Origin of the sequence: Roseateles oligotrophus, from assembly GCF_014204525.1 — a bacterium.
Lineage (GTDB): Bacteria > Pseudomonadota > Gammaproteobacteria > Burkholderiales > Burkholderiaceae_C > Paucibacter_A > Paucibacter_A oligotrophus_A.
Genome location: NZ_JACHLP010000006.1, coordinates 123576 through 149864, shown reverse-complemented (window position 1 = coordinate 149864; position 26289 = coordinate 123576). Strand labels below are relative to the sequence as shown.

Sequence of the window (26289 nt, the reverse complement as noted above, 5' to 3'; positions counted from 1 at the left end):
TTAGGAGGCCAGGCGGGCCAGCTCGGCCACCCGGTTCATCGCCTCGTACAAGCTCTTCAGCAGGCCCAGGCGGTTGGCGCGCAGGGCCGGATCCTCGGCATTGACCATCACGCCGTCGAAGAAGGCATCGACCGGGCTCTTCAGCGAGGCCAGCTCGCGCAGCGAGGCGGCGTACTCGCCGCGGGCGAACAGGCCGTCGGCCAGCGGCTGCACCGCTTGCAGCGCGGCGGCCAGCTGCTGTTCGGCGGGCTCTTGCAGCAAAGCCTGGTTGACACCGGCCTGCACCGCTGCCTCGCTCTTCTTCAAGATATTGGCGATGCGCTTGTTGGCGGCGGCCAGCGAGGCGGCTTCGGGCAGGCTTGCAAAGGCGCGCACCGCTGCCAGGCGCTGGCCGACATCGCCCAGGCGCTGCGGGCGCAGGGCCAGCACGGCATCCACTTCCTGGGCGCTGAAGCCTTGTTCGCGCAGGGCGCCGGAGAGGCGGTCGTAGACGAAATCGGCCAGCGGCGCGGCCGGGTTCTGGATCAGGTCGCCGAAGGCCGGCACGGCCGCGGCGATCAAGGCGTCCAGGCTCAGCGTGCCGGCGCGTTCGCTGAGCATGCGCACCAGGCCCAGGGCATGGCGGCGCAGGGCGAAGGGGTCTTTGTCGCCGGTGGGCAGCTGGCCGATGCCGAACAGGCCCACCAGGGTCTCCAGCTTGTCGGCCATGGCCACGACCAGGCCGACCTCGTTGCGTGGCAACTCGTCACCGGCAAAGCGGGGCTTGTAATGGTCTTCGATGGCGACGGCCACATCGTCGGACAAGCCATCGTGGCGGGCGTAATAGCCGCCCATGACGCCTTGCAGTTCGGGGAACTCGCCCACCATATCGGTCAGCAGATCGGCCTTGGCCAAATGGGCCGCCTGATCCACCTGGGCGCTCAGCTCAGGCCCGCCCAGCAGGCCGGCGATGGCACGCGCGATTGCCCGCACCCGCTCCACCCGCTCGCCCTGCGTGCCCAGCTTGCCGTGGTAAACCACCTTGGCAAGACCTGACACCCGCTCGGCCAGGCTCTTCTTGCGGTCCTGGTCGAAGAAGAATTTGGCGTCCGACAAACGCGGGCGCACCACCCGCTCATTGCCGCCGATGACGGCCGAGGCGTCGATGGGACTGATATTGCTGACCACCAGGAAGTGATGCGTTAGTTTTCCGTCGCCATCCAGCAGGGGGAAGTACTTCTGGTTGGCCTTCATGGTCAGGATCAGGCATTCCTGCGGCACGGCCAGGAACTCGGGCTCGAACTGGCAGCTCAGCACATTGGGCCGCTCCACCAGGGCCGTCACCTCGTCCAGCAAGGCCGCGTCCTCAATGGGCTTGAGGCCCAGCTTGGCGGCGGCCGCCTCCAGCTGGCGCAGGATCTCGGCGCGGCGCTCGTCAAAACTGGCGATCACGGCGCCCTGCTCGCGCAGCTGGCTGGCGTAGCTGTCGGCGCTGTCGATGGCAATGCGCTCGACCTGCGCTTCAAAGCGATGGCCGCGGGTCTCGCGGCCGGCCGTCAGGCCCAGGGCGCGCAGGGGCACGAGCTCATGGCCATGCAAGGCCAGCAGGCCATGGGCGGGGCGCACAAACTTCACATCGCTCCAGCCGTCGGCCAGTTGGTAAGTCATGAGCTTGGGGATGGGCAGCTTGGCCAGGGCCTCGTCCAGGGCTTTTTGCAAGCCCTGCTCCAGCGTGGCGCCGGCCTGCACGGTGTCCAGGAACAAGGCCTCGGCCTTGCCGTCCGGGGCGCGCTTGAGCTGGGCCACGGCGCTGGCGTCGAAACCCAGGGCGGCCAGCTTCTTCAGCAGGGCCGGCGTGGCATTGCCCTCCTTGTCCAGGGCGACGGTCACGGGCATCAGCTTTTGCTGCAGGGCGCGGTCGGCGGCCTTGGGCGCCACCTCCGTCAGGTGCAGGCCCAGGCGGCGCGGCGAGGCAAAAGCGGTGGCGGCCGCATCGGCAGCGGCCAGGCCTTGCGCCTTGAGGCTGTCCACCAGCGCTTCGGCAAAGGCCTCGCCCAGCTTCTTCAAGGCCTTGGGCGGCAGCTCTTCGACAAAGAGTTCGATCAGCAGGTTTTTGTGATTGGCGGTCATGGTGTTCAGGCGGCCTTGGTTTTCTTTTCGATCTGGGCCAGCACTTCCTCACCCCAGGCCTTGGGGGCCATGGGGAAGCCCAGGCGGGCGCGGCTGTCCAGATAGCTCTGCGCCACGGCGCGGGCCAGGTTGCGGATGCGGCCGATATAGGCGGCGCGCTCGGTGACGCTGATGGCGCCGCGCGCGTCCAGCAGATTGAAGCTGTGGCCGGCCTTGAGCAATTGCTCGTAGGCCGGCAGGGCCAGGGCCTGCTCCATCAGATGCTTGCTCTGCTTCTCATGGGCCGCGAATGCGGTCAGCAGGAATTCGACGTCACTGTGCTCGAAGTTATAGGTCGACTGTTCGACCTCGTTCTGGTGGAAGACATCGCCGTACTTGATGTCGGGCGCGCCGTCCCGGCCTTCGACATAGACCAGGTCGTAGACCGACTCCACGCCCTGCAGATACATGGCCAGGCGCTCCAGGCCGTAGGTGATCTCGCCGGTGATGGGCTTGCAGTCGATGCCGCCGACCTGCTGGAAATAGGTGAACTGGGTCACTTCCATGCCGTTCAGCCAGACCTCCCAGCCCAGGCCCCAGCAGCCCAGCGTGGGGTTTTCCCAATCGTCCTCGACGAAGCGCACATCGTTCTTCTTCAGGTCGAAGCCCAGGGCCTCCAGCGAACCGAGGTAGAGCTCCAGGATATTGGCCGGCGCCGGCTTGAGCACGACCTGGTACTGGTAGTAATGCTGCAGGCGGTTGGGGTTCTCGCCGTAGCGGCCGTCCTTGGGGCGGCGGCTGGGCTGGACGTAGGCGGCCTTCCAGGGCTCGGGCCCTAAGGCACGCAGAAAGGTGGCGGTGTGGCTGGTGCCGGCGCCGACTTCCATGTCATAGGGCTGGAGTAGCGCGCAACCCTGTTTGGACCAGTAGTCCTGCAGGGTCAGAATGATTTGCTGGAAGCTCAGCATGTGTTGTCGTGGCGCGGGGCCGGTTAAGAAACAAAAGATGGCGAGCGCCGTCCGGCGCTCGAAATTGGAGCCGATTCTACGAGGCCGGTCCGCGCCTCTTCAGCCGCCAGGCGGCCAGGCCGAGAATCGCCGTGCACAGCAGCCACAAAGGCGCCAGGCCCCAGGCCTTGAGCCAGCGCGCATACGGCGTGCTGCCGCTGCGGCCCTCGACCCTCACCTCCAGCACGCCGCGCTGGGCGGCGGGCAGGCGGGCGATCACCTCGCCGCGGTGGTTCAGCGCGGCGGTGGCGCCGGTATTGGTGGCGCGCACAAACGGGCGCTGAAACTCCAGCGCCCGCATCTGCGAGAACTGCAGATGCTGGTCCTGCACCATCAGCGTGCCGAACCAGGCCAGATTGCTGACATTGGCCAGCACCGTGGCCGCGCCCTCGCCCACCATGCTGTCCACAAAGTCCTCGCCGAACAAATCCTCGTAACAGATCAGCGGGCGCAGCCGCTGGCCCGCCACCTCGAAGGCACGCTGGTGCTGGCCGCGCTGCTGGTCGTCCATGGGGATGCCCATCAGCTTGACGAACCAGCGAAAGCCAAAGGGGATGAACTCGCCAAACGGCAGCAGATGGCGCTTGCCGTAGTCGTAGCGCGGGTGCGCGCCGAAGCTCAGCAGAGAGTTGGTATAGCCCCGCTCCTCATCGCCCAGAAACGTGCCCAGCAGCAGCGGGCGCTCGGCGGCGGCTGCCTGCAGGCGCTGCAGATAGTCGCCGTCCAGATAGGCCAGCGGCACAGGCGCCACCGATTCCGGCGTCAGCACCAGCTGCCCCCGCGCGGACTCGATCTGCTGGGCCAGCCCGTCCAGATTGGCGTCTATCAAGCTGCGGTCGAATTTCTGATCCTGCGGCACATTGGGCTGCAACAGGCTAACGCTGATAGCCCCCGTGCTGCGGCTGAAGTCCTGCGGCAGGCCGATAGCCGCCAGACCTAGCAGCAAACTCAAAGCCAGAGCGGGCTGCCAATGCCGGCGGCTGGCGGCGGCCAGGGCGAAGGCGGCGGCGGCCGCCAAGGCGCCGATGCCGTAGACGCCGATCCAGGGCGCCCAGGCGGCCAAGGGCCCGCTGCTGTGGGCGTAGCCGCTGGCGATCCAGGGGAAGCCGCCAAATAAAGTCGCCCGCGCCAGCTCGGCCAGGGCCCAGCAGGCGCTCCAGATCAGGCCGCGCCAGGCCCAGCCCGCCCCTCGGCTCAAGCAGGCGGCCAGGGCCAGGGCAGCGGCGTAGTAACTGGCCAGAAAAGCGGCCAGCAGCAGCACGGCCAGGGCGGCCAGCAACCAGGGGATGTGGCCGAACTGATGCATGCTGATGTGCAACCACCACAGGCCCGAACTCAGCCAGGCGATGCCGAAGGCGGCGCCCAGGGCGGCGGCGCGGCGCGGCGTGGCGGCCCAGCTCAGACGGGCCAGGCCGGCCAGGGCCAGGATTTGCAGCCACCAGGCATAGCTCGGCGCGAACGAGGCCGTGTGCGCCAGGCCCAGGGCCAGGGCGGCCAGCAGGGCAAAAAACCTGGAGCCGCGACCCTGCATCAGGCTTTGGCGGGCTTGGCGGCCTCGGTCAGGCGGGTCACCTTGAACCAGCGCACCGAGCCGCCACGGGTCAGCATCACCGAGAACAGCAAGCCGCCCAGTTCCACCGATTCACCGCGGCGCGGCACCCGGCCATGCGCCTGCGCCACCAGGCCGCCTATGGTGTCGAAATCGTCCTCGGGCAGGTCCAGGCCGAAGGAGGCGTTGACGGCCGCGATCTCGGTATCACCCGCCACCCGCTGGCTGCCATCGGCCAGGGTGTAGATGCTGGACTCGCCGTTCTTGTCGTCGAACTCGTCCTCGATCTCGCCGACGATTTCCTCCAGCACATCCTCGATGGTGATCAGGCCGGCGGTATTGCCGAACTCGTCGATCACGATGGCCAGATGGTTGCGGTTGGAACGGAAGTCGCGCAGCAACTCGTTCAGGCCCTTGCTCTCGGGCACGAAGACGCAGGGGCGCAGCAAGGCGCGCAGGCTCAGCTCGGGCGCGCGCTGGATCTTCAGCAAGTCCTTGGCCAGCAGGATGCCGATGATGTTGTCGCGGCTGTCCTCGAATACCGGGAAGCGCGAATGGCCGGTGGAGATCACCACACGCAGCAAATCGTCGTAGGGCGCGTCAATATCCAGCAAGTCCATATGCGGCGAAGCCACCAGCACATCGCCGGCGCTCAGCTCGGCCATGCGCAGCACGCCTTCCAGCATCTGGCGCGACTCGGGCTCGATCAGCTCGCGCTTCTCGGCGTCAGCCAGGGACGCCATGAGCTCGCTCTTGGAGTCGGGGCCCGGGTGGAGGAATTCCAGCAGGCGTTCGAGGACGCCACGGGGCTCGGCGATGTTTTTTTGGCCCCCTCGATGAGAGGGCCGACTAGACTGGGGATCAGACACTGGATGACTGTGTGCCGTTTTGCAATGGGCTCACAGAATAACCCATTGACATGACGAGGCACTTGCAACACAGTCGCTCGCCCCCATATTCCGGCCTGGAATTTTTTTAAAGACAAGCGCCCGCCACCATGACGACTACCAGCAAGGGGCTGATCCCCGCCACCATCCTGACCGGCTTTTTGGGTTCCGGAAAAACCACGCTGCTCAAGCGCGTGCTGTCCGAGGCCCATGGCCAGAAGATCGCCGTGATCGAGAACGAGTTCGGCGAGGAAACCATAGACACCGACATCCTGCGGGTCGATTCCGAAGAGCAAATCATCCAGATGAATAACGGCTGCGTCTGCTGCACCATCCGTGAAGACCTGCGCACCACCTTGTCCGAACTGGCCGCCAAGCGCCGCAAGGGCGAACTGCAGTTCGACCGCGTCATCATCGAGACCACCGGCCTGGCCGACCCCGGCCCGGTGGCGCAGACCTTCTTCATGGACGACGAGATCGCCGAGAGCTATCTGCTGGACTCCATCCTGACCCTGGTCGACGCCAAGCACGCCGAAACGCAGCTGGACAGCCGCCAGGAAGCGCGCCGCCAGATCGGCTTTGCCGACCAGATCTTCATCAGCAAGAGCGATCTGGTGGATGCCGCCGCGGTCGAGGCCCTGACGCACCGCATCAAGCATATGAACCCCCGCGCGCCGGTGCAAAAAGCCCATTTCGGCGAGGCGCCACTGAGCCAGATCTTCGACCTGCGCGGCTTCAACCTGAATGCCAAGCTGGAAATCGACCCCGACTTCCTGAAGGCCGATGAACATGAGCATCACGATCACCACCACGATCATGACCATGAGCATGGTGAGCACTGCGATCACCCCCATCACCACTCGCACGACGACGATGTGAAGTCCTTTGTGTTCCGCTCGGAACGCGCCTTCAACCCCGCCAAGCTGGAAGACTTTCTGGGCGCCATCGTGCAGGTTTATGGCCCCAAAATGCTGCGTTACAAGGGCGTGCTCTATATGAAGGGTTCGGACAAGAAAGTCATCTTCCAGGGCGTGCACCAGCTGATGGGTTCGGACCTGGGCCCGAAATGGATGCCGGGCGAGAAAAAGGCGAGCAAAATGGTTTTCATCGGCATCGATCTGCCCAAGGAAATCCTCTTGCAGGGCATGGAGGGTTGCCTGGTCTGATGCACGGAGCGAAATCAACGAAAAATTCCGCATTTCGAACGCCGCCTTAGCATGGCTACAATCCGCGGCGCCCAAAATGCTGAAGATTGAGCGCCAAGAAGAAAGCAAAGCTGGTCCCGATTGATATCTAGCCTGACAGCGCATGGATGCTTGTCAGAGCGAGGAGAGAAACGTGAGCAAGACCCAGGCCCCGAAAACCACCGCCCCCCTTGCCAGCGCAAGGGCCGCGGTCGCAGAAGCTGCCAGCCGACCCGCTGCCAAAACAGCCAAGTCGGCCACAACCAAGCCGCCCAGCAAGGCGCAGGCCAAGGCCGCTGCATCCGAGGGCACGGGCTCGCCCGCTGTGGCCTTGCTAGAACCCAGCCCGCCGCCGACCGGCAACAGCCGTTTCGCCGACCGATTCGCCCCACCCAAGCCGCCCACGCGACAAATGAGTTCACCTGTGATCGAAAGCCCCCTGAACACCAACCGCAACGCCAAGGCCGACCCCAAGCTGGCCAATGCCTGGAAGACCAAATCCGGCGCCGAGCTGAGCGACGCCGAAGTGCTGGCCATGCCCGAAGACGAGTACATGGGGGCCAAGCAAATCGAGTTCTTCCGCGCCAAGCTGACCGCGCTGAAGGACGGCGTGCTGTCCAATGCCGGCGAGACCACCGAGCATCTGCGTGAAGACACCTCCATCGTCCCCGATCCGGCCGACCGCGCCACCATCGAGGAAGAGCATGCCCTGGAACTGCGCACCCGCGACCGCGAGCGCAAGCTGCTGAAGAAGATCATCCAGTCCCTGGCCCGCCTGGACACCGGCGAGTACGGCTACTGCGACGAGACCGGTGAGCCTATCGGTTTGGGCCGCTTGATCGCCCGCCCCACCGCCTCGCTGTCGCTGGAGGCCCAGCAGCGCCGCGAGATGAAGCAGAAGATGTTCGGAGATTGACCCAGGGCAAGAGCAAGCAGTCCACAGGCTTGTAAAAAAGATGACAAGGCCACGCGAATTTCTTACCGGCATCGCGTAGAACGAATCCCCCGTTATGTGGCGGCCCACCGGCCGCCCCAGCCACCGAAAAGAATAGGTCCAAGGCGCATGACAGAACCGAAAGACGGCGAGAGCTTCTTCCGCAAGGTTGCGCGCTTTGTGGCCCACCCCGCCACGGACTGGGCCGAGATCAACTCACGCCAGGACGACCCCGAGGGCGACCAGGCCAAGGCCGAGTTGCGGGCCATGGTGGATCGCAAGCGCCGCAATGACTTTGTGCGCAAGCGCGAGCTGGACATGCTGCGCCGCATCCGCCGCGAGGGCTTGAGCCCCGAACAACTGGCGGCCCTGGGCTCAGCCTCCTCCTCGCGCATCGACGAGATCGATCGCAATAGCGAGATCAATTCCAAGATCGATCTGGGCGTCAAGGCCAAGATCGACCAGATCGAACAACAGATGGTGGGCGAGAACTTCGCCCCCACCCTGAACCAACCGCTGCAGGCCACGGTGATCCAGCCACCGGCTTATATGGAGACCGCCACCCGGCCGCTGCAATTCGCCCCCACCGTCGCCGCGGCCGCCGAGCAAGCCCATGCCGCCCTGGGCCTGGCGCCTGGCTTTGCCCGGGTCAGTGAACACGCCAGCGCGGACGAGAAAGAACGCCTGGAGCTGCAGCCGCCTCACGCGGCCGTGGTCATGGGTGCGGCGCTCTCGCCGCTGTCGGACGCCAAGTCCAGCCCGCTGACCGGCCTGCCCGAACTGCCCCTGCTGGACCTGCCGCTGAACCTCTCCTTCAGCGAAGCCGCCCCGGCCGAGTCCCAGGAGCTGGCCCACGATGCCGAGCTGGACGAGGCCGTCATCGCCTTTGCCAACGCCGACAACGAAAGCTGCGAACGCATCCTGGCCGAGCTGATCCGCCCGGGTGGCGCCCGCAATCTGCAGGGCAATACCTGGCTGGTGCTGTTCGACCTCTACCGCGCCACCGGCCAGCAAGCCAAGTTCGAGACCCTGGCGCTGGAGTTTGCACACATCTTCGGCCGCTCCGCACCGCAGTGGTTCTCCCTGCCCAAGCTGGTGGCCGAGACCCAGCGCAAGGTGCGCCCCCCCATGGCCAAGGCCGGCGGCGGCAGCTGGACCGCGCCCGAGCTGCTGACGCTGGAGGCTGTGCAAGCGCTGCGCAGCCGCAGCCTGCTGATGCCCATGCCCTGGGTGATGGACTGGGCCGCCCTGAACCGCCTGGACCTCGATGCCTGCCAGGCTTTGCGCGAGCTGTTCCGCGAATGGGCGAACCAGGCCCTGGACATGCGCTGGCGCTCCGGCGACCACCTGCTGCAGCTGCTGCGCAGCCTGACCCCGGTCTCGGCCCGCGAGGTCGACAGCTCGCTGTGGATGCTGCGCCTGGAAGCCTTGCGCCTGGCCAACCGGCCCGACCAGTTCGACGAAGCCGCCATCGACTACTGCGTCACCTACGAAGTCTCGCCCCCATCCTGGGAGCGCTGCAGCTGCCGCGTGCGCGTCAGCGGCGGCAGCGCCAGCACCCAGGGGCCGGCCACCCATATCGCGCCCAGCGAGGTCGCCAGCAGCTTCCTGGATTCCCAGGTCTCCGAGCTGGGCGGCCAACCCGGCAATGTCGAGCTGGAACTGTGCGGCCAACTCAGCGGCGACATCTCCGTCCTGCTGAACCAGATGACCGAAGCCCTGGGCAGCGCGCCCCAGGCCAAGGTGATCTGCGGCAAGCTGATCCGTCTGGACTTCATGGCCGCCGGCGACCTGCTCAACTGGGTGCTGGCCCGCCAGAGCGAGAACCGCAGCGTCAGCTTCACCGACACCCACCGCCTGGTCGCCCTGTTCTTCGCCGCCATGGGCATCAACGAACACGCCAAGATCAAGGTGCGGCAGACCTGAAGTCAGCCGGCCCTGGCGGGTGCTTGAAAATATGGCTTCCACATCCATCTGTGCAGCCATGGACTCAGCCCAACAATCCTCCCCCCTCTTCCACGGCACCACCATCGTCAGCGTGCGCCGTGCCCTGCCAGACGGCCGCATGCAGGTCGCCATCGGCGGCGACGGCCAGGTGACCCTGGGCCATATCGTCGTCAAGGCCAGCGCGCGCAAGGTGCGCAAGCTGCACCGCGACCAGGTGCTGGCCGGTTTTGCCGGCGCCACCGCCGACGCCTTCACCCTGTTCGAACGCTTTGAAGCCAAGCTGGAGAAGCACCAGGGCCATCTGGTGCGCGCCGCCGTCGAGCTGACGCGCGATTGGCGTACCGACCGCGTCTTGCGCCACCTGGAGGCCATGCTGGCCGTGGCCGACCGCACGGCCTCCCTCATCATCACCGGCAACGGCGATGTGCTGGAACCCGAGCAAGGCATCATCGCCATCGGCTCGGGCGGTGCCTACGCGCAAGCCGCCGCGCGCGCCCTGCTCAAGCACAGCGAGCTGAGCGCGGCCGACATCGTCAAGCAGTCGCTGGAGATTGCCGGCGATCTGTGCATCTACACCAATCAAAACCACACCCTCGAGATTTTGGAATGAGTGCCATGACACCGCAGGAGATCGTGTCCGAGCTGGACCGCCACATCGTCGGCCAGCACCCGGCCAAGCGCGCCGTCGCCATCGCCATGCGCAACCGCTGGCGCCGCAGCCAGGTGGATGAGAAGTTACGCGGCGAGATCACGCCCAAGAACATCCTGATGATTGGCCCCACCGGCGTGGGCAAGACCGAGATCGCGCGCCGCCTGGCCCGGCTGGCCGGCGCCCCCTTCATCAAGGTCGAGGCCACCAAATTCACCGAGGTGGGTTATGTGGGCAAGGACGTGGACTCCATCATCCGCGACCTGGTCGAGATGGCCATCAAGCAGGAGCGCGAAACACAGCTGAAGCGCCAGCGCCTGCGCGCCGAGGACGCCGCCGAGGACCGGGTGCTGGACATCCTGCTGCCCGGCAGCGAGGCCGACAACAGCACCCGCCAGATCATGCGCAAGCGCCTGCGCGAGGGCGCGCTGAACGACAAGGAAATCGAGGTCGAACTGCTGGAAGCCAAGCCCAGCATGGAGATCCTGGGCCCGCAAGGCATGGAGGAGATGGCCGAGCAACTCAAGAGCATGTTCTCCCAGCTCGGTGCCGGCAAACGCAAGGCCCGCAAGCTCAAGATCCAGGAAGCCTTGACGCATCTGGTGGAGGAAGAAGCCGCCAAGCTGCTCAACGAGGACGAGATCAAGACCGCCGCCCTCGCCGCCGCGCAGGAGATGGGCATCGTCTTCATCGACGAGATCGACAAGGTCTGCTCGCGCAGCGACACCGGCTCCGCTGAAGTGTCGCGTCAGGGCGTGCAGCGCGATCTGCTGCCCCTGGTGGAGGGCACGACGGTCAGCACCAAGTACGGCCTGGTGAAGACCGACCACATCCTCTTCATCGCCTCCGGCGCCTTCCACCTCAGCAAGCCCAGCGATCTGATCCCCGAGCTGCAGGGCCGCTTCCCGATCCGGGTCGAGCTGGGCTCGCTGTCGGTGGACGACTTCGAGGCCATACTCAGCAGCACCCATGCCAGCCTGGTCAAGCAGTACCAGGCCTTGCTGGCCACCGAGGGCGTGACGCTGGAACTGGACGCATCCGGCATCCGCCGCCTGGCCGAGATCGCCTACGAGGTGAACGAGCGCACCGAGAACATCGGCGCCCGCCGCCTGGCCACGGTGATGGAGCGATTGCTGGACGAGATCAGCTTCGACGCCCCCAAGCTGAGCGGCCAGACCGTCAAGCTCGGCGCCGCAGAGGTCAATGCCAAGCTGGGCGAGCTGGCCAGGAACGAAGACCTGTCGCGCTTCATTCTTTGATTGCCGAGGGCGGTCTCGCGCGCTTGATTCATCTCAAGAGCGCAAGGCCGCCGAGCGCTTAAGCTGGGCCTCATGCCGCAGCAACGCAAAGCCCCCCACCTCACCACCCGCAGCTGGGGGCTGGCCCTGCCGCCGGCGCTGAATAGCGCGGCCGGCCGGGCCGAGAAAGCCTGGCGCTGGCCGGTGCTGATCGCCCTGCTGTGCACCATCCCGGCCTTTTATATCGAGCTGCTGGAGAACCTGCCCACGCCGCTGGCGGTCGCCATCTACCTGATCGCCGCGGCCATGACGGCGGCCTCGCTGTGGCGGGTGGCCCGCAAGCTCAGCCACCCGCGCCAATACCTGCGCAGCAATGCGCTGGACCTGATCCTGGTGCTGGGCTTGTTGACGGCGGCCTTGATCCCGCCCAGCGCCGCCTCGCCGGCCTCGCTGGCGATTCGCCTGTTCGTGTCCATGCTGACCCTGCTGCGCATGGTCTGGGCCATCAAGTCCTGGGTGACGCGCGGCGGCCTGGGCTATCTGCTCACGCTGGCCTTGCTAGTGCTGGGTTTCTGCGGCGTGGGCTTCTGGGCCCTGGAGCCGCGCGCCCACAGCCTGAGCGACGGGCTCTGGCTGGCCTTCACCACCGCGGCCACCGTGGGTTATGGCGATATCGTGCCCACCACGCCGGCGGCCAAGATCTTTGCCGTATTCGTCGTGCTGCTCGGTTATGCCGTGCTGTCCCTGGTCACGGCGGCCATCGCCGCCATGTGGGTGGAGAGCGCCGAGCGCCATCTGGAGCAGGACATCCTGCGCGATATGCACACCCAGCTGCGCAGCGTGCACGAGGAACTGGCCAGCATCAAAGAGGAGCTGGCGGCCGTGCGCAAAGCTGGCCGGGAATGAAGACCTGTCGCGCCTCATGCGCTGAACGCGCTTGTGGCCTAACGCCCAACTAACGCCAGGCCTGCCAGCATGAGGCTCCCTTTGTCAGGAGCCCCACATGCACCCCTCTCGCACCCCCCTCACCCCGCTGCTGGGCCTGCTGGCCTCGCTGCTGGCCGCCCCCGCGATGGCCAGCACCTCGGTAACGCTGTATGGCCGCGGCCTGGACGCCCAGCAAACCATCAACTTCAACGACATCAAGCCGGGCCACACCAGTTCGTCCGGCAGCGCCGATGGTCATGTCACCGGACCCTCGGCGGCCGGCGCACTGAGCGTGTCGGGTTACGCCAGCGCCGGCCACCTGGCGGTCAGCGCCTCCAGCGCCACCCAGGTCTATGCCCACAACCATGACAGCCAGGGCAATCTCTACGAACGCATCGCTACCGCCGGACTCAGCGCCGAGGCCAATGCCAGTTGGCAGGACCGGCTGACTCTCAACGCCGCCGGCCTGGCCGGCCAGCGCGGCTATTTCGAGGCCAGCCTGCAGCTCACGGGCAATGTCGGCGCGATGGTCAGCGGCCCCTCCGTCAATATCCGCAACCCCGACGGCTCCTCGCTGTACATGCAGATGAGCAGCACGGCCTCGGTCGTCGTCGCTGGCACGGGACTGAACTGGACCACCCAGTCCTGGGACGATGCCTGCACGGCGGTCGGCATGGCCGGCCACCTGGCCTGCGCCGCCGCCAGCTCCGACCCCGGCAGCAACCGCAACTACCAGGCCGGCGCGATCACCGCGCTGCCGATCCGGGTGGACTTCATCTTCGGCAACGCCACCACGATGGCCTACCATTTGCGCAGCTTCAGCAGTGCCAACGCCACCATCGCCTACTACAAGATGGCGGGCAGCGGCCAGTCTGCCGGCACGGCCGATATGTCCCACACCCTGCTATGGGGCGGCATGAGCGGGGTCTATCTGCAAGACGGCCGCGCCGTCGGCGACTACAGCCTCAGCGCCGACTCGGGCCTGAACTACGGCGTGGCTGCGGTGGTACCCGAGCCCGCCAGCGGCCTGCTGCTGCTGGGCGGGCTGGCCTTGCTGGCGGGCCTGCGGCGGCGGCACTGAGCACCGGCACTGCGCTTGGGGCGCATGCGACACTGAGCCATGCCCGACGCTCCCGCCTGCGCCGAACCCGCTGTGCGCCTGCACCTGTGCGGCGCCCCGCGTCTGGCCGTGGCCAACGCAATGCCGCAAGCCCTGGGGCCGCGCATCGCCGTGCTGCTGGCCTTGCTGGCCTTGGAAGGTACGCAAACACGGGGCCAGGCTGCCGCCCTGCTCTACCCCGCCCAGGACGAAGCCGCCGCCCGCCGCAATCTGCGCCAGCTGCTGTGGGCGCAACGCGCGCTGCTGGCCCCGCTGCTGCAGAGCAATGGGCCGGATGATCTGGCGCTGCATGCGGCCGTGTGGGTGGACGTGTTGCACGGGCCGGCGCCAGCGCCGCTGCTGGGCACGCAGCGCTTTGACAAACAGCCGGCGCTGCAGCAATGGCTGCAGCTACAACGCCAGCAACTGGGCCAACAGCAGGCCGAAACCCTGGCCCAAACCGCCAGCTTGGCCGAGCGGGAAGGCCATCTGGCCCAAGCGCTGCAACTGGCCCAGCGCCTGCTCGCGCTGCAACCCGGCTCAGAACATGCGCATCGCCGCCTGATGCGCCTGCACTATCTGCGCGGCGATCGGGCCGCCGCCCTGGCCGCCTTTGACGACTGCGAACGCCTGCTGAAAGACGAGCTGAGCGTACGCCCCGGGGCCGAAACCCTGGCCTTGCTGCACCAGATCGAGCAACAAACCGAGCCGCTGCCGCCCGGGCCACGGCCGGTGCCGGCCAGCGTGCTGCGCCCGCCCCGCCTGATCGGCCGCGACGCCGAGTGGGCCCGCCTGCTGCAGGCCTGGGACCAGGGCGAGGCCCTGCTATTGCTGGGCGAGGCCGGGCTGGGCAAGAGCCGGCTGCTGGCCGACCTGGCGCTGGTGCGCGAGGGCTGCCTGCCGCTGGCGGCCCGCGCCGGCGATGAACAGCTGCCCTATGCCTTGCTGAGCCGCCTGCTGCGGGCCCTGCTGGCGCGCCGGCCCGAGCCGCCGCCGCCGGCCCTGCGGCATGAGCTGGCGCGCCTGCTGCCCGAGCTGGGCGAGGCCAGGCCCCTGGCCAACGAAGCCCAGCGTGCGCGCTTTCTCAACGCCGTGCTGGCCCTGATCGAGCAGAGCCGCGACACAGGCCTCAGCGCCCTGCTGCTGGACGATCTGCACCATGCCGATGCAGCCAGCCTGGCCGCCCTGCCCGTGCTGGCCCAAAGCGCGGGCCTGCGCTGGCTGGCCGCGGCCCGGCCGGCCGAGCTGGCGCCGGCCACGCTGGCCTTGCTGCAAGAGCTGGGCGGCACGCTGGCGCAAATGCCGCTGGCGCCGCTGAGCCTGGCCCAGGTGGCTGAACTGCTGGCCTCGCTGGGCCTGGCCGAACCCGGCGCGATCGACGCCCAGGCGCTGTACCGCCACAGCGGCGGCAACCCGCTATTCGTGCTGGAAAGCGTGAAAGCCTGGCTGAGCCAGCCCGGCCTGGCACTGGCCGCGCCGCCGCGGATTGGCGAGCTGATCATGCGCCGCATCGGCCGGCTCTCGGCGCCGGCCGTGCAACTGACGCGTTGCGCCGCCATCGCCGGCCAGGACTTCTCGGCCGAGCTGGCCGCCGAGGTCCTGGGCCTGCGTTTGCTTGAACTGGCCGAACCCTGGGCCGAGCTGGAGGCAGCCCAGCTGCTGCGCGAGGGCGGCTTTGCCCACGACCTGATCTTCGAGGCCGCGCGCGCCTCGGTGCCGCTGCCGGTGGCGCGCGCCCTGCATGGCCAGGTCGCGGCCTTTCTGGAGCGCCAGGGCCGCACGCCGGCGGTGCGCCTGGCCGGGCATTGGCGCGCCGCCCAGGACTGGCCGCGCGCGGCCGCCGCCTATAGCCAGGCCGCCGTGCAGGCCCGCCAGACCCTGCGCCGGCTGGAAGAAGGCCAGCTGCTGCGCCAGGCCGCCGAATGCGCGCGCGCGGCCGGCGACGGCCAGGCCCAGTTCGAAGCCGGCCTGGCCCTGGCCCAGGCGGCCCTGTGCGAAAGCCTGGGGCCCCAGGTGCTGGAGCTGGCCCAGCAAGCCCTGCAGCTGGCCCGCGACGATGGCCAGCAACTGCGCGCGCTGGCCGTGCTGGCCCATGCGCTGGCGCAGCGGGTGGACGACTTCGGGCCGCGCCGCGCCGCCTGCGAACAAGGCATTGCACTGGCACAGCGCGAGGGCCGCCCCGAGCTGGCCCTGGGCCTGGCCTTGCCGCTGGCCGAGGGCTTGCTGAACGCACGCGAAATCGGCGCCGCGCTGGCCCTGCTGGAGCCGCTGCGCGACTGGGCTCAGCAAGCGGCGCCACCGACCCTGCTATGCGCCTACTACAACAGCCTGGGCCTGGCGCTGGACTACGGCAACCGCCTGGTCGAGGCCGCCCAGGTGCATGAGCGCCAATGCGAGCTGGCACGCACCCAGGGCCTGCACGAGGCCACCGCCACGGCCTTGTTCAGCCTGGGCCAGACCCAGGCCAAGCGCGGCTGGCTGCGCCGCGCCGCCGAATCCATGGACCGCGGCCTGCAGCTGATGCGCTCGCAGCAAGCGCTGGCCGGCCTGCTGCTGCATCGCCAGGCCACGCTGGGCTGGCGCCGCCGCGACCTGGGCGAGTACCGGGCCGCGCTGGCCTTGATGGAGGATGCGCTGGCCGGCATGGCCGATGTCGGGCCCGATGCAGCGGCGGCCTTCAGCGTCTCGCACCGCCTGGCGCTGGCCTACGCCCAGTTGGGCCAGCATGGGCGGGCGCGCCAGCTGCTGCAGCGGCACGAGCCGCCTCCCGTCGGCTTGCCGGCGCGGCGCGGGCTGTGGCTATCGCACAGCGCCGAGCTGGCCCGCCTGGCCGGCGAGCTGGCGCTGGCCCGGCGGCAGGCGGACGAGGCCCTGGCCCTGCTGGCACCGCAGCGCGAGGACATCCCCTACCGCGTGGTTTGCCTGCAAGCCTGCCCGCTGCTGCCCGCCGAGGCGGGCGAGGCCATGGCCAGCGGCCTGGCGGCCTGGGCGGCCGCGCATGAGCGCTTCGGCCTGGCGCTGGCCGCCCATGTGCGGGGCGCCGATTGCGCGGTACGCGCCGGCCAGCCCGCGCGAGCGCTGGGCCATGTCGAGGCGGCACGCAGCCTGGCCCAGCAATTCGACACCGAGATCATCTACAAGGGCGAGTACTGGCTGGCCTGCGCCCAGGCCCTGGCCCTGAGCGGCCAGGCGGAGGCCGCCCGGGCCCTGCACAACGATGGCCGGGCCTGGCTGGCCCACTGCGCCGCCGAGCAGGTGCCCGAGGCCTTTCTGGACAGCTTTGTGCAGCGCAACCCGGTCAATCGCGCGCTGCGAAGGGAGTCTCGCTAGCGCTACAGCGCCAGCCGGTGCGACTGCAGGGCCAGCATGCCGTCGAAGATCAAGGACTCGACCAGCTCGTGCGGGATCTCCAGCGTCGGTGACACCTTCCAGCCCGCACCGCCCGTCATCAGCGTTAGCGGCCTGTGGCCGGCGCGCTTCTCCAGGTGGCGGTGCATGCGTTCGATGGCGCCGGTGATGGCATAGGTGCCGCCGCTGGTCAGCGCGTCCGAGGTATTGGTGGGGAACTCGCTGACCTCGCCGGTGGGCACGCGCAGGCCGGCCGTGCCGCCCTCCAGGGCGCGCAGCATGATGCCGTGGCCGGGCAGGATCAGGCCGCCCAGAAAGCGCCCGCCGGCGTCCAGCGCGTCCACCGTCACCGCCGTGCCCACCATCACCACCAGGGCGGCGCAGGGGGCGGCCCCGGCCTTGGCGCCAAAGCGGTTCAGCACATGCCAGCGCGCCCCGATCTGGGCCACAAAGCGGTCCACGCCCAGGCGGCCGGGCACGTCATAACCGTTGGTGACCCCTCCGGCATGGCTGCTCGCCACCACCCAGCGCGGCTCCACCTCCCAGATCTCCAGCTGCTCCTCGACCCGGCGGCGCATCGCGTCCCCCGCCACATTGCAACCCAGCACGCTGTGCGGCACGGGCAGGGCGCGCCAATCCCCATCGGCCAGGGTTTCAATGTTTTCCAGAAACACCGCCCCGTGGGCCAACAGGGCCGAGCCGGGTTGCGGCGAGGCATAAAGCGCCCATTTCAGGCGGGTGTTTCCGATGTCTATGGCCAAGAAGCTCATGGTGCGGCGGCAAAAATTTGGCAAAAGTCACCTAGCCTAACAGCTCGGCAGGCCTGCCCAAGCCGAGAAGCAGGGACAGGCGCGGCAGGGGCAAAGGCGCGAAGCGGTGGCTAAATGCAGCGGTTTTCGGACCAAAGGCGTGCACTTGGCTCGTTATGCTTGGAATTCCCCCTCCACTCGGCGCGGGCAGCCCCCCTCAAAAACACGGCAGGAGCCCCCATGAAATCCATCTCCATCGCGACCAAGCTATGGCTCCCCATCATCGTGCTGGCATTTTTTGTCATCCTGATGGCGGGGGGCACCTACTTCCGCACCCAGGCCTTGCTGGCCAAGAGCATGGTGGCCCAGCAAGGGCAGCAAGACATCTACGAGCTGGCCCTGCGCTGGCGCGGCCTGACCGAGGCCAATGCGGCCCGCGCCATCGCCGGCGTGCTCAGCAGCGACCCGGTGGTGGCCGAGACCTTCAAGCCGGAGATCGCGGCCGCCTCGGCCCAGGTGGCCGAGATCCAGCAGCGCCTGGAGACCCTGGCCCTCAGCGAGGGCGAGAAGAACACCATGGCCAAGATCGCCGGACTGCGCGAAGCCTATATCGCGGCGCGCAGCGCGGCCATCAAGCTGAAGGAAGCCGGCAATTCGGCCGCCGCGGTGACGGCGCTGAAAGAGCAGGCCCAGCCGGCCCTGAAGGCTTATCTGGTCGCCCAGCAGGACTTCGTCAATCTCGAGCATGAGCGGGCCCAGGCGGCCCGCGAGGCCGCCGGTGCCGAACGCATGCGCACCGTCTGGGCGGCGGCCGGCGTGATGTTCGGCATCGTCGGCTGCCTGGCGATCTCGACCTTTTTCCTGACCCGCTCCATCACCAGCCCGCTGGCCCGCCTGGTGCGGCAGGCCGAGCGCATAGGCCGCAATGATCTGAGCGGTGTGATCGAGGTGGACCGCGGCGACGAGATCGGCGAGGTGCAGCGCGCCCTCAGCGCCATGCAGGACTCGCTCAACCGCATCGTCAGCGAGGTGCGTCACAGCGCCGACAGCATCCAGACCGCCAGCAGCGAGATCGCCAGCGGCAATCTGGACCTGAGCCAGCGCACCGAGCAGACCGCCTCCAATCTGCAGCAGGCCGCCACCGCCATGAGCGAGCTGACCGGCACGGTCAAGCAAAGCGCCGACAGCGCCGCCACCGCCAACCAGCTGGCCGGCAGCGCCGCCCAGGTGGCCCAGCGCGGCGGCGAGGTGGTGGGCCAGGTGGTCTCCACCATGGACGAGATCAATAGCAGCTCCAAGCGCATCAACGACATCATCGGCGTCATCGACGGCATCGCCTTCCAGACCAATATCCTGGCCCTGAACGCGGCCGTGGAAGCCGCCCGGGCCGGTGAGCAGGGCCGCGGCTTTGCCGTCGTGGCCAGCGAGGTGCGCAGCCTGGCCCAGCGCAGCGCCGAGGCCGCGCGCGAGATCAAGACCCTGATCGGCGCCAGCGTGGACCGGGTCGAGGCCGGCGCCCGCCTGGTGCAGGACGCGGGCAGCACCATGACCGAGATCGTCAGCAGCGTGGGCAAGGTCAGCGACATCATCGGCGAGATCCGCGCCAGCACGGTGGAGCAGAGCGAGGGCATAGGCGCCGTCAACGGCTCGGTCGGCCAGCTGGACCATATGACCCAGCAGAACGCCGCCCTGGTGGAGCAAAGCGCCGCCGCGGCCGAGTCCCTGCGCGAGCAGGCCGGCAAGCTGGCCGAGCTGGTCAGCGGCTTCAAGCTGCAAGGCGGCGAGGCCCGCGCGAGCCGCCCGGCCGCGCCGGCTCGGGCTCCCGCCAGCGTCAAGCCCGGCGCGGCGCCCAGCCCTGCCAGCCGGCCCAAGCTCAACAAGGCCAGCCCACCGAGCAAGGCCGCCAGCAGCGCGCCCATCCCGCTGGCTGCGCCCGTTACGGCCAAAGCCCCCGCCGCGGCCAAGCCCGCCCCAGCCCCCAAGCCGGCGGCCGACGATGGCGATTGGGAGACCTTCTAAGTCCGGAGCGAACGGCTGGCTTGCACGGCATCCGCCACGCTCCAGAACATGCGCTCCGGCGCGCCCAGGCCTTGCGGGTCCCAGGCCTGCAGCAGCTCCCGCACCCGCTCCTTGACCCGCGAAAGCAGCAGGGTCTGGCCGGATTCGCGCAGGCGCTGGGCCAGCTCCTGCAGGCATTCCACGGCCGTGCTGTCCAGGTCCGAGCTTTCCTCCAGGCTCAGCACCAGGCATTGCAGGCCCGGCCGCTGGGCCACCTGGGCCAGCACATCGGCCACCACCCGCTCGGCACTGGCAAAGAACAAGGGCTCCTCGGGCCGCAGCACCAGCAGGCCCGGCACCGCCTGGGCGCCATTGCCGTTGTTGATGACGACGAAGTTGCGGCTCTGGCCCAGCTCGCCCAGCTCATGCACCACCGGCTGGCTGAAGCGCTTGAGGGCGGCCACCAGGGACAGCGCAATCGCCGCCAGCATGCCGTGCAGCACGCCAAGCAAGAGCACGGCCGCGATGGCCCCCAGCAAGAGCAGGCGGTCCCGGTTCATGCGCCACAGCGCCAACAGGGGTTTGGGGTGCAGGGCATGGGCCAGGGCGCCGATGACGGCCACGGCCAGCACCGGCCGCGGCAGCAGATGCAGGGCCGGCAGGGCCAGCAGCAGGACCAGCACGATCACGCCCAGGGCCACCGCACCGGCGGCCCGGCTGAGCGCACCCGCCGCCGCATTGGCCGCGCTGGCCGAGAAGCCCGCCCCCACCGGCATGCCTTGCAAAAGCCCTGAGGCCAGATTGCAGGCGCCCAGCACCAGCAGCTCGCGATTGGGGTCGAGGCGGTCGCCATGGGCCAGGGCCAGGGTGCGCATGCTGCCCCAGGACTCAGCAAAGATCAGCACCACCAGGCCAAAAGCCAGCTCGGCCAGCTGCAGCCAATCGGCCAGGGGCAGCTGGGGCCAGCCCGGCGCGAAGCGCAGCGGCGGCAAGGCCCCGACCTCGGCCACGCCATGCCCGGCCAGGTCCAGCAGCGCCGCCGCCGCGATGGCCAAGACGATCGCCACCATGGCCGCCGGCACCCGCGGCCAGCGCCGCAAGCAGCCGATGCACAGCCCCGCCAGCAACGCCACGGCCACGCTGGGCCCATGCCAGAGCTGGGGGTGGCCGAGGGCGTAGAGCAGCAGGGGCAGGGGCTCGTGCGCCACCTCGGGCGGCAAGGCCAGGCCCAGGGCATCGGGCAGCTGCTTGATGACGATGGACAGGGCCAGGGCAAAGGCAAAGCCGCGCAGCACCGGCCGCGAGACAAAGGCCGACAAAGCCCCTTGCCGGCCCCAGGCCAGCAGGCACAGCAGGGCGCCGGCCAGCAGCACCAGGGCCAGCAAGGCCTGGCCGTAGAACAGCCCGGCACCGGCCCCCGGCAGGCTCAGCACCGCCGCCGCCGACAGGGTGGCGGTGGACGAGGTGGGCGAAACAATCGCGAAGCGGCTGCCGCCGAACAAGGCATAGACCGCCAGGCCGACCAGCATCGCCGTCAAGGCATAGCCGACCGGCAGGCGGGCCAGGCCCGCATAGGCCACGGCCTCGGGCAGCAGGATGCCGGCCACGCACAGGCCGGCCACCCAGTCGCCCGCGCGCACCGGGCGCGGCACGACGGCGCGCTGCGGCAAGTTGTCAAACAGACCGAACATGGGCGAATGCTCCGGCGTCAAACGCGGCATCGAAGGCGTGGGCGTCGGCCCGCATGCGCTGGTATTTGAGCGCCAGGCGCTCGGGTTCGCGCCCCTTGTTGAATTGAAGAAGGGCCTCGACCGCATCCATGCCTGTGTTTGCCTAAGCACCCTGCCGCCACAACAGCCACAGGGCCGCGGCAATGGGCAGGTTTTTCATCAAGGGCCCCAGGGGATGGAGCCAGAGATCGGGCAGCAAGACGCCGGCCAGCACGGTCATCAAAACCATGCCGGCAAAGGCCGCGGCATAGCTGCGGCGGCCCGGGAAGAGCAGCATGGCCAGGCCCAGCAAGAGGTCCACGCCGGCGCCGCCCAGGACCAGCACGGTGCGCAGCTGCGCGTCCCGCACGCCGGCCTGCACCAGCAAGGCGCTGCTCTGCCCGTTCAGCTCCAGCACGCTGAACACCGAAGTCAGCAACCACACCGAAACCAAGCTCCAGCGCAGCAAGCGCAAGCCCTGCTGCATGCCTGCCGGCAAGCCAGGCGCCTGGCTTGCCATGTCCTCACCCAATGCCATGGCCTCCGTCCCTTCAACCTAGATTCGGCGGTTGGGCGCGCCCGAAGGGCTCGCCAGGCGGTGTGTTGGCAAGGCGCGCCGACGCGGTGGGCTCTTGCCCACAAGGAGAAGCAACGCAGCCAGCGCGCCGTTTGGCGAGACAGGCGGGCGTGTAGCGCTGTCACCCAAAATTTGATCGCTGTTAACAGGCAAGAACACAGTAGACATCGATATTTCCAGGTCAGAGCGAGCGGCCAACTGCCGAATCTAGGTTCAATCAAACACCGGCTCGCTCGCGCGAAGCTGCGCCATTATGGGCCGCCGGCTGCTGGGTAAATCCTAGGACGGGGCGGCGGAGCGGCGCCCTACATTGGCTGCCCGCCCGAGCGCGCGCAAACCGACACCGCGGTGCCGCCACCAAGAACGACAGGGAGATCCCAGCCATGCACAAACCCCTCTCACGCCGCCGCTTGCTGCAGGCCGCTGGTGGCCTTGGCCTGGGCACCCAAGCCTGGGCCGCCCCGGCCAAGCCGCAGGACGACAAGGCCGCAGGCGCCCGCCTCGACGCGATCGGCGCCCGCTATCTGGCGAACAGCCTCGCGCTCAGCCCCTTGATGGGCAGCGAGCTGATGGGCGGCGAGCGCTTCGAGGACAAGCTGGAAATCGCCATCGCCCCGGCCCACCAGCGCCAGCAAAAAGCCTTGCAGCAACGCCTGCTGCGCGAGCTGGCCAGCCTGCCCCAGGCCCAGCTCGATCCCCGGCAACAGCTCTCGCTGCAGCTGCTGCGGCGCCAGGCCCAGCTGAGGCTGGAGGACTTGGCCTTCCCCGCCGCCCTGCTGCCCATCGACCACTACGGCGGCATGCCCGTCACGCTGGCGCAGATGGCCTCGGGCCAGGGCACACAGGCCTTGGACACGCCCCGCCAGTACCGGCACTTTCTGCGGCGCCTGGCCCGCCTGCCGGAATGGAACCGCCAGGCCATGGCCAATATGCGGCAGGGCTTGCGCAGCGGCATCGTGCAGCCGCGCGCCTTGATCGAACAGGCCTTGCTGACCCTGCAGCCGCTGGCCTCCGCGGCGCTGGATCAACACCCTTACGCCCAACCGCTGCGCCAGTTCCCGGCCAGCTTCAGCCCGGCCGAGCGGGCGGACCTGAGCCGCCGCTACGAGCAGGAAATCCGCAGCCGCCTGCTGCCCTCGATGCAGGCCCTGCTGCGCTTTCTGCACCAGGACTATCTGCCCCACACACGCGCCAGCGCCGGCCTGAGCGGCCTGCCCAATGGCGCGGCCTGGTATGCCCAGCGCATCCATGAAGCCACCAGCACCCGCATGGACGCGCACAGCATCCATGCGCTGGGCCTCAGCGAGGTGGCGCGCATCCACGCCGAGATGGCCAAGATCCACGCGCTCTTCGGCGGCCAGGGCTCGCTGAGCGAGTTTCTGCGCGAGCAGCCCATGCGGCCCGAGTACCGCCCCTTCAGGACCGAGCAGGAGGTGCTGGACGCTTACGCCCGCATCAACGAGCAAGTCGTGGCCGCCCTGCCCCGGCTGTTCCACCGCGGCCCCAAGGCCGCGCTGGAGATACGGGCCGAGCCCGAAATCAGCAAGGCCACGGCCAGCGCGCACTATATGAGCCCGGCCGTCGACGGCTCGCGCCCCGGCGTCTTCTTCGAGGTCATCATGGACCCGCGCGAGATCGCCACCCCGGGCATGACGAGCTTGTTCCTGCACGAGGGCCAGCCCGGCCACCACTTCCAGATCGCGCTGCAGCAGGAGCTGCCCCTGCCCGACTGGCGCCGCTACATCTATAACGACGCCTTTGTCGAGGGCTGGGCCCTGTACGCCGAGACCCTGGGTTATCAGATGGGCTTGTACGAAGACCCGATGACGCGGCTGGGCCATCTGAGCGCCGATCTGCACCGCGCCGTGCGCCTGGTCACCGACACCGGCCTGCATGCCCTGGGCTGGACGCGCGAGCAAAGCATGCAGTACATGCAGCAGACCGAAGGCATAGACGCGGCCGAGGCGCGCCGCGCCACCGAGCGCTATATGGCCTGGCCCGGCCAGGCCCTGGCCTACAAGATCGGTCAGCTGAAGATGCTGGCGCTGCGCGAACAGGCCCAGAAACGCCTGGGCGAGCGCTTCAGCCACGCCGACTTCCATGCCCAGCTGCTGGAGGACGGCGCCCTGCCGCTGGACCTGCTGGAGGCCAAGATCGAGAGGTGGCTAGCTGCGGGTTAGCATGCCCGCATGAACCCCGCCTCCCTGCTGCGCAAAGCCGCCCAACTGGAACAACAAGGTCGGCCCACCGAAGCCGCCGCCCTCTACCGCGAACTGCTGCAGCAGTTCCCGCTGCGCGAGGATGCCAACCGCGGCCTGCTGGGCGCGCTGGAGGCCGGCGGCGCGCAGGCCGAGCTGGAAGCGGCGGCGCGCGCGCAGATCGAGAAGCTACCGCGCTTTCTGCCGGCCTGGCTCTCGCTGGCCCGGGTGCTGCTGATCCAGCAAAAAGACGCCCTGGCCGCCTGCCAGCGCTGCGTGGATCTGGCCCCCCAAAAACCCGGCGCCCACGATTTCCTCGGCGTGGCCCTGCGGCGCGCCGGCCGCCTGGAAGAGGCGGCGGCCGCGCTGCAAACCTCGCTGCGCCTGCGCCCGGCCAGCCTCTCCACCCGCAGCAATCTGGCCAATGTCTGGCGCGAGCTGGGGCGCTTGAAGGAGGCCATACCGCTCTACCAGGAAGTTCTTGCCGCTGAACCGCAGCGTTTGGACGTGCTCTACAACTACGCCCTCGCCCTCAGCGATCTGGGCCAGTTGGCGCAGGCCGAGCAGTTGCTGCGCCAGCTGCTGCAGCGGGCCCCCAAGCTGGCCGAGGCCCACAACGCCCTGGGCAGCCTGCTGCACAGCCAGCAGCGCCTGGCCGAGGCCGAGCAAGCCTTCGAGCGCGCCCTCACACTACAACCCCAGTCGGCCGACGCCTTGTGCAATCTGCTGCTGGTGCTGCACAGGCAAAGCAAGTTCAAGGCGATGCAGCCCCTGCTGGGCCGCTGCAGCGCCGCGGCCCCGAACAGCGCCGCCTACCGCCTGGCCGAGCTGGTGTTCGCCCTGCCCAAAATGGTGGGCAGCGCTGCTGACGCCGCACAAGCACTGACAAATTTCGACGCCGGCCTGGCCATGCTAGAACCCTGGCGCGCGGCCAGGCCGGGGCCGTTCAACCTGCTCACCCTGCCCTTTGCCCTGGCCTACCGGCCGGGCAATCACCGGGAGCGCCTACAGCGCTTTGCCGCGCTGAGCGCCCCCGAGGCCAGGGCCCTGCCGCCCCGCAATCCAAGCGCCCCCCTGCGCCTGGGCATTGTTTCGGCCCATATCCGCCGCCACTCCGTCTGGGACATCGTGCTCAAGAGCTTGATCCAGCATCTGGACCCGCAGATGTTTGAAGTCACGATCTACCACCTCGGCGCTCTTGAGGATGCCGAAACCCGCTTCGCCAAAGCCGCCGTTCCGCATTGGCGCGATGCCGCCTCGCTGACCGAGGGCGCCGGCTGGGCCGGCCTGATCGCGCAGGACGCGCAAGACGTTCTTTTCTACCCCGAGCTGGGCATGGACACGCTCTGCTACCGCCTGGCCCAGCAAAGGCTGGCGCCGCTGCAGGCGGCCGGCTGGGGCCACCCCATCACGACCGGCATCGCCGCAATCGACCTGTTCTTCTCGGGTGAGCTGATCGAGCCCGCGGACGCCCAAAGCCATTACAGCGAGACCCTGATCCAGCTGCCCGGCAGCGGCTGCTGCACCCAGGCCTACGAGGTGCAGGCCCGGCCCAGCGCGGCCCTGGACGCGCTGCTGGCCGATGCCGCGGGCGCGCCGGTTTTTCTGATCCCGCAAAGCCTGCTCAAGTTCGACCCGGAGCACGACACGCTCTACCCCGAGATCGCCCGCCGCCTGGGCGCCTGCCGCTTCGCGATTCCGGTGGACGCCGGGCAGGACGAAGCCACCGAAATCTTGCGCGAGCGCCTGGCCGCCGCCTTTGCCCAGCAAGGCCTGGATGCGCAGGACTTTGTGCGCTTCCTGCCCCGGCTGGACGAGGGCCAGTTCAGGCTGGCCTTGCAGCGCTGCAACGTCTTCCTCGACTGCCCCGCCTTCTCTGGCTACACCACGGCCTGGAAGGCCTTGCGCGAAGGCATTCCCATCGTCACTTGGGAAGGCCCCCAGATGCGCCAGCGCCTGGCCGCCGGCCTGCTGCGCAAGGTGGACATGGCGGACGGCGTGGTGAACAGCCGGGCCGACTACATCGCCAAGGCCCTGGCCCTGGCCCAGGAGCCGGCCGCGGCCAGCCAAGCCCGCCGCCAGGCCCTGGCCGCGGCAGCGCCTCGGGCCGACCAGGATGTGGCCGTGGTGCGGGCCTTTGAGCAGGCGCTGCGGCAAGGGCTGCAAAACAGGGTCTTGCGCTAGCCCCCGCTGCAGCTCAT

At 68.6% G+C, this 26289-nt stretch carries 19 protein-coding genes; 11 read left to right on the top strand and 8 right to left on the bottom strand.

The features are described 5' to 3' along the window. The 4 genes from glyS to HNP55_RS15350 form a co-directional block, all read right to left on the bottom strand. Positions 1-2109 carry a glycine--tRNA ligase subunit beta gene (gene glyS / locus HNP55_RS15365; RefSeq protein WP_184301107.1) on the bottom strand — a complete coding sequence of 703 codons (2109 nt, stop codon included), beginning with the start codon at positions 2107-2109 and terminating at the stop codon, positions 1-3. Positions 2110-2114: 5 nt separating this feature from the next. Next, complete coding sequence (gene glyQ / locus HNP55_RS15360; RefSeq protein ID WP_184301104.1) at positions 2115-3056, bottom strand: glycine--tRNA ligase subunit alpha; 942 nt, start codon at positions 3054-3056, stop codon at positions 2115-2117. A 76-nt stretch (positions 3057-3132) separates the two neighbouring features. After that, positions 3133-4626: an apolipoprotein N-acyltransferase gene (gene lnt, locus HNP55_RS15355; protein WP_184301101.1), complete on the bottom strand. Its 1494-nt coding sequence runs from the start codon at positions 4624-4626 to the stop codon at positions 3133-3135. Further along, positions 4626-5513 (bottom strand): HlyC/CorC family transporter, encoded by an 888-nt coding sequence (locus HNP55_RS15350; RefSeq protein ID WP_409993749.1) that lies wholly within the window; start codon positions 5511-5513, stop codon positions 4626-4628. Before HNP55_RS15350 ends, lnt begins: the two co-directional genes overlap by 1 nt. A gap of 128 nt (positions 5514-5641) precedes the next feature. Here HNP55_RS15350 and HNP55_RS15345 point away from each other — a divergent pair, with 128 nt between their 5' ends. From HNP55_RS15345 to HNP55_RS15310, 8 genes are all read left to right on the top strand, one after another. Next, on the top strand, positions 5642-6697 hold the full coding sequence (locus HNP55_RS15345) for a CobW family GTP-binding protein (protein ID WP_184301095.1): 1056 nt from the start codon (positions 5642-5644) through the stop codon (positions 6695-6697). Positions 6698-6839: 142 nt separating this feature from the next. Continuing rightward, positions 6840-7631: an RNA polymerase-binding protein DksA gene (dksA, locus tag HNP55_RS24865; RefSeq protein ID WP_184301092.1), complete on the top strand. Its 792-nt coding sequence runs from the start codon at positions 6840-6842 to the stop codon at positions 7629-7631. Between the two features lie 147 nt (positions 7632-7778). Then, positions 7779-9575, top strand: a complete 1797-nt coding sequence (locus tag HNP55_RS15335; RefSeq protein WP_184301090.1) for a hypothetical protein — start codon at positions 7779-7781, stop codon at positions 9573-9575. 58 nt (positions 9576-9633) lie between these two features. After that, entirely contained in the window at positions 9634-10206 is a 573-nt protein-coding gene (gene hslV, locus HNP55_RS15330) for an ATP-dependent protease subunit HslV (RefSeq protein WP_184301087.1), read from the top strand. Further along, positions 10203-11504 (top strand): ATP-dependent protease ATPase subunit HslU, encoded by a 1302-nt coding sequence (gene hslU, locus HNP55_RS15325; protein WP_184301084.1) that lies wholly within the window; start codon positions 10203-10205, stop codon positions 11502-11504. The genes hslV and hslU overlap by 4 nt, the downstream gene beginning before the upstream one ends. 72 nt (positions 11505-11576) lie before the next feature. Continuing rightward, positions 11577-12389 (top strand): potassium channel family protein, encoded by an 813-nt coding sequence (locus HNP55_RS15320; RefSeq protein WP_184301081.1) that lies wholly within the window; start codon positions 11577-11579, stop codon positions 12387-12389. A gap of 97 nt (positions 12390-12486) precedes the next feature. Further along, positions 12487-13491 carry a PEP-CTERM sorting domain-containing protein gene (locus HNP55_RS15315; protein ID WP_184301079.1) on the top strand — a complete coding sequence of 335 codons (1005 nt, stop codon included), beginning with the start codon at positions 12487-12489 and terminating at the stop codon, positions 13489-13491. Positions 13492-13530: 39 nt separating this feature from the next. Then, a complete protein-coding gene (locus tag HNP55_RS15310; RefSeq protein ID WP_184301077.1) occupies positions 13531-16839 on the top strand; it encodes an ATP-binding protein in 3309 nt (1102 codons plus the stop codon). A 2-nt stretch (positions 16840-16841) separates the two neighbouring features. Here HNP55_RS15310 and HNP55_RS15305 read toward each other — a convergent pair whose 3' ends face one another. Next, entirely contained in the window at positions 16842-17627 is a 786-nt protein-coding gene (locus tag HNP55_RS15305) for a type III pantothenate kinase (RefSeq protein WP_184301075.1), read from the bottom strand. A gap of 219 nt (positions 17628-17846) precedes the next feature. Here HNP55_RS15305 and HNP55_RS15300 point away from each other — a divergent pair, with 219 nt between their 5' ends. Continuing rightward, positions 17847-19625 carry a methyl-accepting chemotaxis protein gene (locus tag HNP55_RS15300; protein WP_184301072.1) on the top strand — a complete coding sequence of 593 codons (1779 nt, stop codon included), beginning with the start codon at positions 17847-17849 and terminating at the stop codon, positions 19623-19625. On the opposite strand, the gene HNP55_RS15295 is transcribed toward HNP55_RS15300, so the two are convergent. From HNP55_RS15295 to HNP55_RS15285, 3 genes are read right to left on the bottom strand one after another with little or no spacing between them, the layout of a single operon-like run. Further along, complete coding sequence (locus tag HNP55_RS15295) at positions 19622-21295, bottom strand: SulP family inorganic anion transporter (protein WP_184301071.1); 1674 nt, start codon at positions 21293-21295, stop codon at positions 19622-19624. The two genes, HNP55_RS15300 and HNP55_RS15295, sit on opposite strands and share 4 nt — an antisense overlap. Further along, a complete protein-coding gene (locus HNP55_RS15290) occupies positions 21279-21425 on the bottom strand; it encodes a hypothetical protein (protein WP_184301069.1) in 147 nt (48 codons plus the stop codon). Before HNP55_RS15290 ends, HNP55_RS15295 begins: the two co-directional genes overlap by 17 nt. 12 nt (positions 21426-21437) lie before the next feature. Next, the gene (locus HNP55_RS15285; RefSeq protein WP_409993748.1) at positions 21438-21851 is read right to left on the bottom strand and encodes a DoxX-like family protein; all 414 of its coding nucleotides are present in this window, start codon (positions 21849-21851) and stop codon (positions 21438-21440) included. A gap of 422 nt (positions 21852-22273) precedes the next feature. Between HNP55_RS15285 and HNP55_RS15280 the strand changes: the two genes are divergently transcribed. Together HNP55_RS15280 and HNP55_RS24690 are read left to right on the top strand one after the other, a co-directional pair. Next, positions 22274-24070, top strand: coding sequence for a DUF885 domain-containing protein (locus tag HNP55_RS15280; protein ID WP_184301067.1), 1797 nt, complete (start codon positions 22274-22276; stop codon positions 24068-24070). A gap of 9 nt (positions 24071-24079) precedes the next feature. After that, positions 24080-26272, top strand: a complete 2193-nt coding sequence (locus tag HNP55_RS24690; RefSeq protein ID WP_184301065.1) for a tetratricopeptide repeat protein — start codon at positions 24080-24082, stop codon at positions 26270-26272. The last annotated feature ends 17 nt before the right edge of the window (positions 26273-26289 follow it).